Source organism: Xylanibacillus composti (assembly GCF_018403685.1).
Lineage (GTDB): Bacteria > Bacillota > Bacilli > Paenibacillales > K13 > Xylanibacillus > Xylanibacillus composti.
On the sequence record NZ_BOVK01000016.1, the window covers coordinates 42,112 to 54,782 of the forward strand.

Consider the following 12,671-nt stretch of genomic DNA (forward strand, 5'->3'; position numbering starts at 1 on the left):
TATTCTTACTTTCGTGGGTTACATACTTCTATATAAATCGACATTCTCCTGCTTAATAAGCGCGAGCGAATACGACCGTATGCTTCGCATTCTCTTCGCAAACGAGGCACTGACTCTTATGCTCGCTTACTTCAAACGGGATGTTGCGGCTCGTTGCCCCAGTCTCTTCCTTCACCGTATGCTCGCAGGCATCCGAACCGCACCAGCCAGCCAGCACGAATCCGCGCTTTTGTTCCATCATGCCGCGCATCTCGTCCAAAGTGTCCACCGACTTGAAGTTGTCCTGCATGAAGGACTTGGCATCTTCGTACATCTGCTTCTGGATGTCGTCCAGCATCGTCCGGACTTCCTCGATCAGCCTGTCCTGCTGGACAATCCGCTTCTCACCGGAATGGCGGGAGACTAGCACAACTTGTCCGTTCTCCATGTCGCGCGGACCGATTTCCAGACGAAGCGGCACACCGCGCATTTCATACTCATTGAATTTCCAACCCGGACTTTGATCCGTACGGTCGTCTATCCGCACCCGAATGCCTGCTGCCTTCAACTCGGCATACAGCTCGTCCGCTTTGGCCACAACCTGTTCTCTTGTTTTCGCCGGGCCAATCGGAATCATGATCAGTTGGGTCGGCGCCACCTTCGGCGGCAGATTCAAGCCCCGGTCATCGCCATGCACCATAATGAGCGCCCCGATCAGCCGGGTGCTGACGCCCCATGACGTTGTATGGGCGAACTGCAGCTGGTTGTCGCGGTCCAGAAACTTGATGTCGAACGCTTCTGCAAAGTTCGTGCCCATATAATGCGAGGTGCCTGCCTGCACAGCGCGGCCATCCTTCATCATCGCCTCGATTGAATACGTATCGCGGGCGCCGGCAAACTTCTCGGAAGGCGTCTTCTGGCCGACGATAACTGGAATGCTCAGGAAATCCTCGACGAACGCCCGGTAGATGTCCAGCATGCGCATTGTCTCTTCCCGCGCTTCTTCTTCCGTCTCGTGAGCGGTATGGCCTTCCTGCCAGAGAAACTCGCTCGTGCGCAGGAAAGGCAGCGTACGTTTCTCCCAACGGACCACGTTCGCCCACTGGTTGACCAGCAGCGGCAGATCCCTATACGACTGAATCCACTTGGCATACATATGACCGATCATTGTCTCGGACGTCGGACGAATCGCCAGCCGCTCTTCCAGCTTTTCGCCGGCCGCCTCCGTTACCCAGGGAAGCTCTGGATTAAAGCCTTCGACGTGCTCCTTCTCCTTCTGGAAGAAGCTTTCCGGTATGAACAGCGGAAAATAGGCATTGCGATGGCCGGTTTCCTTGAACTTCGCATCCAGCTCGCGCTGCATCAGCTCCCAGATCTCATAGCCTTCAGGCTTGAATACGATACAGCCGCGCACTGGCGAGTAATCCATCAGATCGGCCTTCTTGATCACATCTATGTACCAGCGGGAGAAGTCCTCTCCCTGCGGCGTAATCTCCTTGACGAATTGCTTATCCTTCGACATAACCTATCTCCTCCAAAGCATCGGCAGCGCTCCGCTAGCGCAACAAGCCCGATGCAAACGGTGATTAACTGCGGAACAACCGCAAAATATCGTTATACGTGACCGCGATCATCAGCAGCATAAGCAAAGCGAAACCGATGAAGTGCACCATGCTTTCGCGATTCGGGTCGACCGGCCTGCCCCTGACCGCCTCCAGCCCGAGAAACAGCAGCCGGCTGCCGTCCAGCGCAGGAAAAGGAAGCAGATTGAAAATCCCCAAATATAAGCTGAGCATGCCGGCCCAGAATACGTAGACGTCCATGCCTCTGCTGACCGCATCGCCCGTTACTTCCGTAATGCGCACAGGCCCGCCGAGGTCATCCAGCTTCAATTGCAGCGTGACGAGCTGCTTCAGCCCATCGAATATGACAACGGTCGAATCCTTCATAATGACAGCTGAGCGCTCCAGCGCTTCCCATACGTTCGGCGTTCGGGTCGGTACATTCGAGCCAATGCCGATGCCAACCTTGCCCACGCCGCCTTCATTGGCGGGTGTCACCTGCAGCGTCACGCTCTCCCCGTCACGCGAGACCGTCCATTCCATCGTCTGCTCGGGATTTTGCTCGATCAGATTGATCAGCCGTTCCCGGTCGATGCCGATTTCTTCGCCATTGACGCTTACAATAACATCTCCTTGGACGAGTCCCCCGCGATCCGCAGGCGAATTTTGCTCCACGCTCATAACTTCCGTTGTGGTGGGTTCCCCGTTCGGAATGCCTGTCATATAAACGACGGTGAGAAAGAGGATGAACGCAAGCACAAAGTTCATCATCGGTCCGGCGAAGATCGCCATCGAGCGCTGACCGACGGTTTTTCCGCCGAATTGGCGATCAAGCGGCGCAATCTGCATGTCCATGCCCTTCGAGACAATCGAGGCCTGCTCATGCACCGGCCATATCTGGCGCTCGCCGTCAACCTCCCATTCCATAACCAGCTCTTTCTCCAGGTCGATTCGCTCGACCGTACCGACCAGACAATCCGCCCTTCCTTCCACGCCGTCCGTATAGAAGCGGGTTACCTTTCCGTCTTCAATGCGGACAGCCACTCTATGTCCCGGATTAATCTGCACAATTTCCGGATCTTCGCCTGCCATGCGAACAAAGCCGCCAATCGGCAGCAAGCGCAGCGTATACCGGGTTTCCTTGCGCTTGTAGCTGAACACCTTCGGACCGAAGCCAATCGCAAATTCCCGAACCAGAATGCCCGCCCGCTTGGCAAAGTAGAAATGCCCGAATTCGTGGATGCCGACGAGCAGGAAAAACATCACCACAGTCAACAAAATGCCTTCAGCCGTCAAGCTGTCACTTCCTTTGCGCAAAAAATCGATGATAATAGCTTAACATGGACCCCTACTATTATACAAGCAAACCGGCTTGTTCATGAGTGAATGTCAAAAAGAGACGGCTTCCGCCTGCCTTCTCGCCCAGGCATCAATTTCCAGTATCGCTTCCAGCCCGGGTTCAGCTTGCGGCTGATGCTTCGCCAGCACTTGTTCGATAATGGTTTCAATGTGCAAAAACTCGATTTCTCCGCGCAAAAACCGCGCCACCGCCGCTTCGTTCGCGGCATTGAACACAGTCGGCATGCTGCCGCCCGCACGTCCGCTCTCATAGGCCATCCGCAGACAAGGGAAGCGGGCGAAGTCCATCTCTTTGAACTGAAGCTTGCCCAGTGCGGCCAAGTCCAATTGCTCCGCGGCCAGCGGCAAGCGGTCCGGATAACTGAGCGCATATTGGATCGGCACACGCATATCCGGCAAGCCAAGCTGCGCAATGACACTCGTATCCGCAAATTGCACGAAGGAGTGTATGATGCTCTCCGGATGAATCAATACCTTGATTTGCTCGTAAGGCATCTGAAACAACCAATGGGCCTCGATGACTTCAAGCCCCTTATTGACCATAGTCGCAGAATCGATCGTAATTTTCGCCCCCATTGACCAATTCGGATGATTCAGCGCTTCCTCTACCGTGACACCCTTCAGCTCATCCCTCGTACGGTCACGGAAGGAGCCGCCGGAAGCTGTCAGCGTAATCGCCGCAACGCTGCTGCGCGCTTCCCCTTGCAAGCATTGATAGATGGCCGAGTGCTCGCTATCGATTGGCAGCATCGTCACGCCGCAAGCGCGCAGCCTTTCGGTTACGATATGGCCTGCCGTTACCAGCGTTTCCTTGTTGGCCAGGCCAATGGTGCGGCCAGCCTCGATAGCGGCCAGCGTCGGCTTCAAGCCGATGCTGCCTACCATGGCGCTTACGACATAGTCGGCATCTCCTCCTGCCGCTGCTTCCAACAGCGCCTCTTCCCCATAGGAAACCTGCACAGGCTGACGCACTTCAGAGCGCAGCCGGTCTGCGGCGGCCTTATCCGCGACAACTACCCGCTTGGGACAGAACTCCTCTATCTGCTCCGCCAACCGTTCTGTATTGTGTCCGGCTGCAAGCGCCTCAATCTGGAAGAGCTCGGGATGCTGACGCACCACATCCAGTGTCTGGGTCCCGATGGAACCGGTAGATCCAAGTATAACTAGACGACTCATGCTGCATGCTCTCTCCTTCCTTCATCTGCTGCGGCTATACGGCGGGAAGGATTTGCAGCACATGGACAATTGGGAACACAAGCAGCCAGCTGTCCACGCGATCCAGCACCCCGCCATGCCCCGGCAGCAGCGTGCCGGAGTCCTTCACATCACGCACCCGTTTCAGGGCGGATTCGATTAAATCTCCGCTCTGCCCTGCTATCGCAGCTGCCAAGCCAAGCAGCAGCGCTGTACTCGGCGCAAGATCATCCGGTCTCGCCAGCGACCAGCAAACAGCGAACACTATCGCCATCGCCATGCCGCCAATGGCTCCTTCTATCGTCTTGTTCGGGCTGATGGACGGCCACAATTTCGTACGGCCGAAGGCGCGTCCAGCGAAATAAGCGCCAATGTCAGACAGCCATACGCATCCAAAGACGAGAATCGTCAACGCCAATCCATATTCCAATCGGGTCACCATCATATAATGAAATCCGAAGCCTATGTACAACACGCCAAGGAATCCCAAGGCGGCGTGATCAATCGTTTCGCGATTTTTCGTTGCAACGGTAATGAACAGCATAACCGCAAGCAGAATCCATACGACCGCAATCCAGTCATAGCTCGGCAGAAAGGCAAACGGAAACCCTTGCAGGATAATGACCGACATGCCGACAAAGCCTGTAATTGCGGTAGGACCGAAGCGACGAATGCGATTGATTGTCAAAAATTCATAATACCCGATCAAGGAGAGCCCAGCCATTAACAGGGCAAACCACAGGTTTCCCAACACTAGCACGGCCAGGAAGCCGACAGCTGCCGGTATTCCCGTAACAAATCGCTGTTTCATGACCATTCCCCCTGTCTCCGGCTGACTCTACAATCCGCCGTATCTCCGAACGCGCTTCTGATAATCGTGTATGGCACGTTGAAAATGCTCTTCCGTAAAGTCAGGCCAAAATACATCCGTAAACCAGAGCTCGGCATAAGCGAGCTGCCACAGCATGAAATTGCTCAAGCGAATTTCGCCGCTTGTGCGAATAAGCAAATCCGGGTCCGGCAAATCGCCGCTGAGCAAATATTGGCGAAACAAGCTTTCATCCAGCTGGTCCGCACGCACAGCGCCTGATGCCGCTTCCTCCATCAGCCGCTGCACACTGTGCAAGATCTCCTTGCGGCCGCCGTAGTTGAAGGCGAAGTTTAGAACAAGCCCTGTATTGCTTTCCGTACGCTTGACTGCTTCTTCCACTGTTTGCAGCGTTTGCTCCGGCAGCAGCTCGCGATGGCCCATCATGCGCACCTGCACATTTTTCTCCTCAAGCTCCCCGATCATCTTTGGGAAAAATTCTTGCGGCAGGCTCATCAAGTAGTCGACTTCATCCTTCGGGCGCTTCCAGTTTTCCGTGGAGAACGCATATAACGTCAATACCTTGACACCCAGACGATCCGCAGCCATCGTTATCTCCCGGACGTTGTTCATGCCGGTATGGTGGCCTGCCACCCGAGGCAGGCCGTGCTCTCTGGCCCAACGGCCGTTGCCATCCATGATGATCGCCACGTGCTTCGGTACACCCTCCGCCTCGACGGATGTGCCTGCCGGTTCCTTTGCGTCCGGTCTCCCTTTTGATTGAAACAGACGTTTGATCATCCCGCGTCCCCCATCTTTCGGATGATAGCAAAGCATAAACCCCCGCTAACAGCAGGGGATTTATCGAACAAGCATTATACTTCCAAAATTTCCTTTTCCTTGGCAGCGAGCACTTTATCCACTTCTGCCGTGTATTTATCTGTCAGCTTCTGAACATCGTCCTGGTGGCGGCGGGACTCGTCTTCCGAAATCTCGCTTTTCTCCAGCTTTTTGATATCATCGTTGGCGTCACGGCGAATGTTGCGGATCGCTACCTTTGCTTCCTCGCCGTATTTGCGGGTCAGCTTGACGAGCTCCGCACGACGTTCTTCCGTCAGTGCCGGTATCGTAAGGCGAATGACAGAGCCGTCGTTCGTTGGCGTCAACCCGAGATCAGACTTCATAATCGCCTTCTCAATATCCCCTAGCGAAGACTTATCCCACGGCTGAATCATCAGCGTGCGAGCGTCCGGCGTCGTAATGCTGCCCACCTGGTTCAAAGGCGTCTGCGTACCGTAGTAGTCCACCTGGATGCGGTCCAGCAACGCAGGTGTTGCCCGTCCGGCACGCAATGAAGTCAACTCTCTCTTCAAAGCCTGAATCGCTTTATCCATCCGTTCTTCCGCATTTTTCTTGATCGCTTGTGGCATATTACATTCACTCCCTGCGTATAAAATTTGATCGTATCAGGCGTCAGCAATCAGCGTTCCGATCGTTTCGCCAAGGACGACGCGCTTAATGTTACCTTTTTCCGTTATGGAGAATACAATTAATGGAATATGATTATCCTTGCACAGCGAGGAAGCAGTTGCATCCATGACGCCAAGGTTTTGGTTCAATACGTCCATATAGGTAAGCGTATCAAACTTCTTCGCTTCCGGATCTTTGAACGGATCGGCCGTGTAGACGCCATCCACTTTGTTTTTGGCCATCAGAATGACCTCTGCTTCGATTTCCGCTGCTCGCAAAGCTGCCGTCGTATCCGTCGAAAAGAACGGATTGCCTGTGCCTGCAGCGAAGATCACCACTCGTCCCTTCTCGAGATGGCGGATCGCCCGTCTGCGTATGTAAGGCTCGGCCACTTGCTGCATCTCGATGGAAGTTTGCACACGTGTAGGGACATCCATATTTTCCAAGGCATCCTGCAAAGCCAGCGAGTTCATAACCGTTGCCAACATTCCCATATAGTCTGCTGTTGCACGGTCAATGCCTTGCGAGCTGCCCGCTATGCCTCTCCAGATGTTTCCGCCGCCTACCACTATGGCCACCTCTATGCCAAGCGCATGGACTTCCTTCACTTGCCCGGCGATAGAATGTATGGTATCCGCTTCGATGCCGTAGCCGAGATTTCCCGCTAACGCTTCCCCGCTTAATTTCAGCACAATGCGTTTGTATTTCGGCTGTTCCAAATTCCCTACCTCCATGTCTCGTATTCATTGCTTTCGGCTCCCGCGCACATGGTATCCCGCAAGGCCAGGACAATCCCGATGCGCGAGGGCGCGAAGGCCGCGCAACACCCAACAATCGGCCTTCTCCGTTTAAAAAAGAAGGAACACGGTCGGTGTTCCGAAAAAAGAGGCGCAAGGCTGCGCCTCGTTCTTAGCCTGTATTTTATCTTTTCGCTTGCGCCATAACCTCTTCAACAAAGTTGTCTTCTTTCTTTTCCAGGCCTTCTCCAAGCTCGAAGCGAACAAACCGACGGATCGAGATGTTTTCCCCGATTGTGCTGATTTTTTCGTTCACCAGCTGAGCGATTGTTTTGTCCGGGTCCTTGATGTAGGATTGCTCCAGCAAGCAGTACTCCTCGTAATATTTGCCGAGACGTCCTTCCACCATCTTCTCGACAATCTTCTCCGGTTTGCCTTCATTCAAGGCTTGCGCACGAAGAATTTCACGCTCTTTGTCGAGATCCTCTTGCGGAACGTCTTCCTTGCGTACATAGCGCGGGCTTGCCGCTGCAATCTGCATCGCTACATCGCGAACAAATTCCTTGAATTGATCCGTCTTGGCAACAAAGTCCGTTTCGCAGTTTACTTCTACCAACACGCCGATTCTGCCGCCCGCATGTATGTAAGATTCAACCACGCCTTCTGTCGCTGCACGTCCAGCCTTGCTGGCTGCTGCAGCCAAGCCTTTCTCGCGAAGAATCTCCGATGCCTTTGTAAGGTCTCCATTTGCTTCTTCAAGCGCTTTTTTGCAATCCAGCATGCCGGCGCCAGTCTTCTCGCGCAATTCTTTCACCATCTGAGCAGTTACTGCCATGAGTATCGTTTCCTCCTTCAAGGTTATCAAGATCTTTTTTTCGCACAACCCGGTAAAAAAAGGGTGGTGATAGGTTAATTAACCTGCCGACCACCCTTTCACCTTTGTCACCGATTAAGCTGTAGTTTGTTCTCCTTGATGAGCTTCCACAACAGCGTCCGCCATTTTGGAAGTCAGCAGCTTGACAGCGCGAATTGCGTCGTCGTTGCCTGGGATTACATAATCGATCTCGTCCGGATCACAGTTGGTATCTACAATCCCTACAATCGGAATGCCCAACTTGCGCGCTTCTGCCACGGCAATGCGTTCTTTCCGCGGATCAATAACGAACAGCGCATCCGGCAAGCGTTCCATGCCTTTGATGCCGCCAAGGAATTTCTCCAGACGGGCTTTTTCCTTGTTCAGCAGAATAACTTCCTTCTTCGGAAGCACATCGAAAGTGCCGTCTTCTGCCCAACGCTCCAGCTCTTTCAAGCGGTTGATCCGTTTGCGGATCGTCTCGAAGTTCGTAAGCGTACCGCCCAGCCAGCGCTGGTTGATATAGAACATGCCGCAGCGTTCTGCTTCCTCTGCTACAGAATCCTGCGCCTGCTTCTTCGTTCCTACGAACATGATCGTGCCGTTGTTCTCGGCGACCGATTTCACGAAGTTGTATGCTTCGTCTACTTTCTTAACGGTTTTCTGCAGGTCAATAATGTAAATCCCGTTACGTTCGGTGAAGATGTATTTGTCCATTTTCGGATTCCAGCGACGGGTCTGATGCCCGAAGTGTACCCCAGCTTCGAGAAGCTGTTTCATGGAGATGACTGCCATCTTCACACACCTCCTTTAATTTGGTTTTTGTTTTCCTCCGCCCCTCGCATCTCCCAAAGGCGAAACTTCCGTCCGAGAGGAAGCACCATCGCCGGGATTGATGGGCGTGTGTGTTTACACCGCTAATTAATATACCATAAGTCCACCATGCTTGCAACTGGGCGATATAACCCTGATGCATGAACGAAAAACAAAGCCTGAGACTTATCGAAAAAAACGCCGTACCCTAAGGGTCCGACGTTTAGGAATCGTGCGTAATTTCCCGAATGATTTCATCGAGATCCGGCTTGCCTTCGAACGTATACAAGCCGCTTAAGATATTAGTCGTTAAACGGCGCTCCCTGAGCTCGTTCAAAAACTGATTCTTGTCCTCGATCAGGCCCAGCGTCAGCAGCATGTCTGCCACGTTGGCCGGACGCGTGCCCGCGACAATGACGAATGACTTTCTTTCCACGACGGTCTGCTCCGCTTGCGCGATCGCTTCCTGGCGGGCTTCTTCCACACGCGCCGCAAGCTGGTCCTCCGAATAATAGACCGCATCCTTCACAACCAAAGAGAATCCCAGACGATCCGCCGCTTGCTCAAGCTGCTCCTCATCCAACATTTGCGGTTCCGGTTCCCGGTTTTCCAGCCTCTCCGCAACGGTCATCGTCTGCAGCAGAAGCGTGCCGACAATGAGCCCGATACCAAGCCCTGCAAGCAATGATTTATTTTTGAACACCGGCCTGCTCCTCCTGACCAGCCAAAGTCACAATCAACTGCACCTCGCCCTTATTCATCCCGAGCTTCTTCGCAATGGCCTCAATCGATTTTCCGCTTTCGTACAAGGCGAACAGCTCTGCATAACGGGTCCGCATCGGGGAATGACCTTCCTTCGCGGCCGGACTCGCAGAGAAAGCAGCGCCTGTCTTTGTCTCGTCAGCGGAAGCAGCGGGCAGAGTCGGAGCCGTTGAAATCGACAGGAAGCGTCGCTCCACCTCTGCCAGACGTTCCTCCGCCTTCCTCAATTCCCGCTCTGTTTCGATCGTCCGCTGTTCTTGCAAAGCCAACCGTTCCCGCAATTCGTTCATGCGCGCATCTTGCGTGCGTTTGATTTCTGTCATCGCTTCTACCAGCTTGCTGTTGCTGTCTTCCAATTCAGCAGCGAATGCGTCAAGCGATCCTTCAAGCTGCCTGCTGATCTCCTGTGTCTGTTCCGCATTGCTGCGCCTGGGCAGCAGCGCGGCGTACACGATGCACAACAAGCCTAGTACTACAATATAATGCCAAGCCTCCATGCCATTCCACCTTCATTTCTTCCAAACTTGATGTTTGGATGCCTGTTCATAACGTGATGTCCAAACGACGCCCTTTGTAAGGATGCGGTGCAGGCACTTCCATGCTGCCCGCAGGATCCCCTTCGGATTGCTGTTTGCCCTTTCTGGCATGGTCTCCCTGTCCACCGCTTCCTTTGCTTTGATCGCGTATCCTGCTCTCGGCCGTTTCGTCCGGCCGTGCCGCTCTTGTACGGTCCTTCTCCGCTTCCCGCTGCGCCTGAGTGCCAAGCATCGTTTGGTCTGCGACCGGTTTGTTCGACAGTTGCTGCTGCTGTTGCCCGGCATCGGTCGTGCGCGGCATAGATATTTGCAGTTCAATCGGTTTGAAATTCACTGCCTATCACCCGCTTTGCATATTGCTGAATTACCGGCTCACCACTAAAGATTGACGATGGAAATGTCGCCCTCCGACAATCGAAACACAACACGCGAGTACGTCTCCTTGACAAATCGCGTATAACGGCCAATGACAACCTTCGATCCGTTGAAGATCGTGCCAGTGACAATGACCTTCGCATTTTCCGTATCCTCCAGAGAATGCTCGATTTCAAGCATGCGCTCCTTCTTAGCCTGCAAATCAAGCTGCGCCTGCTTCTTCGTATTGTTCAGCTTGATGCGCATGGCCAGCTTGTCTGAAGAAAGCTGCCCCTGCAAAGCCATCGTATCCAGCAGACCGAGCGCCTTTTCCGTCTTATCCAAATTCTCTTTAATGGCGCGCGTTTCATTTCGAAGCTGCAGCAATTCGTTTCGCAACTCCGGCAGAACCCCTACCTCCAGGACGGTGGGCGTGGAGGTGGAATTGCCGATTGTGCGGGCATTGACGGTTTCGCCTGCCTGGACGACGCCTCCCACAATCAAGCCCTTGCTGCCCTGGCATACCACATTTTTTCCCGCCTTGACCTGGGCATGCATAATGCTTTGCGATACTAAGATATCTTCTGCTGCAGACAAGTTCGCATCCTGAACGAAGGAGCACTTGATCGACTTGCCTGCCTGGACATATCCTTTATTATGGCCCATGATCCCGGCTGTCACCTCAATGGAACCTCCCGCTTCGATTTCCGCTCCTTCCACTCCGCCGATGATGCGAATGTCGCCAGATGCTTTGACGCGAAAACCGGTAAGCACGTTGCCGCGGATCACGACGGTGCCGACGAAATCAATGTTGCCGACGCTATAATCGATATCGCCGTTGACCTCGTACACCGGAAATACATTGATTTTATCTCCATCCGTTTTGGAGACGACTCCGTCTATGACAGCGAACAGGCGCTTGTTCTCTTCATCGGCTACGACATTTTTGCCCATTTTGAAAAACGCTTCCTTGCCGTTCTTCGCAAACAATTCCTCGCCGGTCACGCTTCTTCCGGCTTTTCCTTCCTCGGCGCTCACGCGCGTTGCAATCAATTCCCCCTTCCGGACATTGTTAATTTGCCTCACCTGCTTGAAGTCGACTTTTCCGTCCTCCTGTTTGCCGGGACCGCCCTTCTCCTCGTGATAGACGCCCTCGGCCATCTGAATCCATCCGTCTGCCCCGTCGCGAGGACGGTCTCCTTCTGCAATGAGCGTACGCTTGTAGAGGTATTCAGGCAGCTTCTCTACAATTTCGGTCAGAGCCTCATGCCGTATCCCATACACAATGTGATGCGCTTTCAACACAGACAGCAGCTCCTCCTTCGTAAGGGTGAACTGCTCGTCGATGTTGGTAAACTGCACGTAAGCCTTCAGTTTGTCCTCTTCCAGCACGATGCTCACATAGTGGTCAATCGGATATGGGTTTGCCATGTCGCCACCTCCTGCTCAAGCTTTATTGTTCATGAAACAATAAGGTCTTGGCTCGATTTAAGGTGCCCCTGAGCCGCATCATTGCTTTGGAGTGGAGTTGTGAAATGCGCGACGGCGTCAAGGACATTACTTCTGCAATTTCGGTTAAGGACAAATCCTCGTAATAGAGTAGGGAGACCACCGTACGTTCTTTCTCCGTCAATTTGTCGATGGCCTTGGCCAGTTCCTCCCTTAAAAAAACATGGTGTACGGCGTCTTCCGGCTTTTTTGCCTTATCGTCAATCAATAGCTGAATGCGGGTTTCGGCTTCCTCATCCTTGATGGGATCCTCCAGCGAGCAAATCGTGGTCACCGAGACATCCTGCAGCATTTGCTGCAATTCCTGCTCATTCAAGCCGAGATGAGCGCAAATCTCCGCATCCGTTACGGATCGCAAATAGGTCTGCTCCAAAGTCTGGTAAGCTTCCTCCAGTTTTTTGGCCTTTTCCCGCACCGAGCGCGGCACCCAATCGTTCTGCCGCAGCCCGTCTATAATAGAACCCCGGATTCGCCAAGAGGCGTACGTCTCGAATTGCAAACCTCTGCCGGGATCGAATTTTTCTATCGCATCAATCAAACCCATGACACCATGGCTCGACAGATCGTCCCGTGACACATTACGCGGAAGACCAACTGCCAAACGATTCACCACATAGTCTACGAGCGGCAAATACTGCTCGATCAACATTTTCTTGGCATCGATATCGCCCTCTTCCTTCCATGCTTTCCATTCGGGAAGGTGGGAGAGGCGCGTTTCCTGCTGCGGCATGGGAT

Annotated in this window: 14 protein-coding genes; all 14 read right to left on the reverse strand. The window is 53.5% G+C overall.

The genetic code is table 11. The features are described from left to right. Positions 1-52 precede the first annotated feature (52 nt). The 14 genes from proS to XYCOK13_RS07165 all read right to left on the reverse strand — a co-directional run bounded on the left by proS (position 53) and on the right by XYCOK13_RS07165 (position 12,666). Positions 53-1,501 (reverse strand): proline--tRNA ligase, encoded by a 1,449-nt coding sequence (proS, locus tag XYCOK13_RS07100; protein ID WP_213411194.1) that lies wholly within the window; start codon positions 1,499-1,501, stop codon positions 53-55. A 64-nt stretch (positions 1,502-1,565) separates the two neighbouring features. Further along, complete coding sequence (rseP, locus tag XYCOK13_RS07105; protein ID WP_213411355.1) at positions 1,566-2,804, reverse strand: RIP metalloprotease RseP; 1,239 nt, start codon at positions 2,802-2,804, stop codon at positions 1,566-1,568. A 126-nt stretch (positions 2,805-2,930) separates the two neighbouring features. After that, the gene (locus XYCOK13_RS07110; RefSeq protein ID WP_213411195.1) at positions 2,931-4,076 is read right to left on the reverse strand and encodes a 1-deoxy-D-xylulose-5-phosphate reductoisomerase; all 1,146 of its coding nucleotides are present in this window, start codon (positions 4,074-4,076) and stop codon (positions 2,931-2,933) included. Between the two features lie 34 nt (positions 4,077-4,110). After that, a complete protein-coding gene (locus XYCOK13_RS07115; protein WP_213411196.1) occupies positions 4,111-4,905 on the reverse strand; it encodes a phosphatidate cytidylyltransferase in 795 nt (264 codons plus the stop codon). A gap of 27 nt (positions 4,906-4,932) precedes the next feature. Further along, on the reverse strand, positions 4,933-5,703 hold the full coding sequence (gene uppS, locus XYCOK13_RS07120) for an undecaprenyl pyrophosphate synthase (protein ID WP_213411197.1): 771 nt from the start codon (positions 5,701-5,703) through the stop codon (positions 4,933-4,935). A gap of 74 nt (positions 5,704-5,777) precedes the next feature. After that, entirely contained in the window at positions 5,778-6,332 is a 555-nt protein-coding gene (gene frr / locus XYCOK13_RS07125; RefSeq protein ID WP_213411198.1) for a ribosome recycling factor, read from the reverse strand. 36 nt (positions 6,333-6,368) lie between these two features. Next, positions 6,369-7,091, reverse strand: coding sequence for a UMP kinase (gene pyrH / locus XYCOK13_RS07130; RefSeq protein WP_213411199.1), 723 nt, complete (start codon positions 7,089-7,091; stop codon positions 6,369-6,371). Between the two features lie 202 nt (positions 7,092-7,293). Then, positions 7,294-7,944, reverse strand: coding sequence for a translation elongation factor Ts (gene tsf / locus XYCOK13_RS07135; protein WP_213411200.1), 651 nt, complete (start codon positions 7,942-7,944; stop codon positions 7,294-7,296). A 114-nt stretch (positions 7,945-8,058) separates the two neighbouring features. Further along, positions 8,059-8,757 carry a 30S ribosomal protein S2 gene (rpsB, locus tag XYCOK13_RS07140; protein ID WP_213411201.1) on the reverse strand — a complete coding sequence of 233 codons (699 nt, stop codon included), beginning with the start codon at positions 8,755-8,757 and terminating at the stop codon, positions 8,059-8,061. A 241-nt stretch (positions 8,758-8,998) separates the two neighbouring features. Next, entirely contained in the window at positions 8,999-9,478 is a 480-nt protein-coding gene (locus XYCOK13_RS07145; RefSeq protein ID WP_213411202.1) for a hypothetical protein, read from the reverse strand. Further along, the gene (locus XYCOK13_RS07150; RefSeq protein WP_213411203.1) at positions 9,465-10,034 is read right to left on the reverse strand and encodes a DUF6115 domain-containing protein; all 570 of its coding nucleotides are present in this window, start codon (positions 10,032-10,034) and stop codon (positions 9,465-9,467) included. The genes XYCOK13_RS07145 and XYCOK13_RS07150 overlap by 14 nt, the downstream gene beginning before the upstream one ends. Positions 10,035-10,080: 46 nt before the next feature. Continuing rightward, on the reverse strand, positions 10,081-10,407 hold the full coding sequence (locus tag XYCOK13_RS07155; RefSeq protein WP_213411205.1) for a hypothetical protein: 327 nt from the start codon (positions 10,405-10,407) through the stop codon (positions 10,081-10,083). A gap of 44 nt (positions 10,408-10,451) precedes the next feature. Next, positions 10,452-11,858 (reverse strand): flagellar assembly protein A, encoded by a 1,407-nt coding sequence (locus XYCOK13_RS07160; protein WP_213411206.1) that lies wholly within the window; start codon positions 11,856-11,858, stop codon positions 10,452-10,454. A 22-nt stretch (positions 11,859-11,880) separates the two neighbouring features. Continuing rightward, positions 11,881-12,666, reverse strand: coding sequence for a FliA/WhiG family RNA polymerase sigma factor (locus XYCOK13_RS07165; protein WP_213411208.1), 786 nt, complete (start codon positions 12,664-12,666; stop codon positions 11,881-11,883). Positions 12,667-12,671 lie beyond the last annotated feature (5 nt).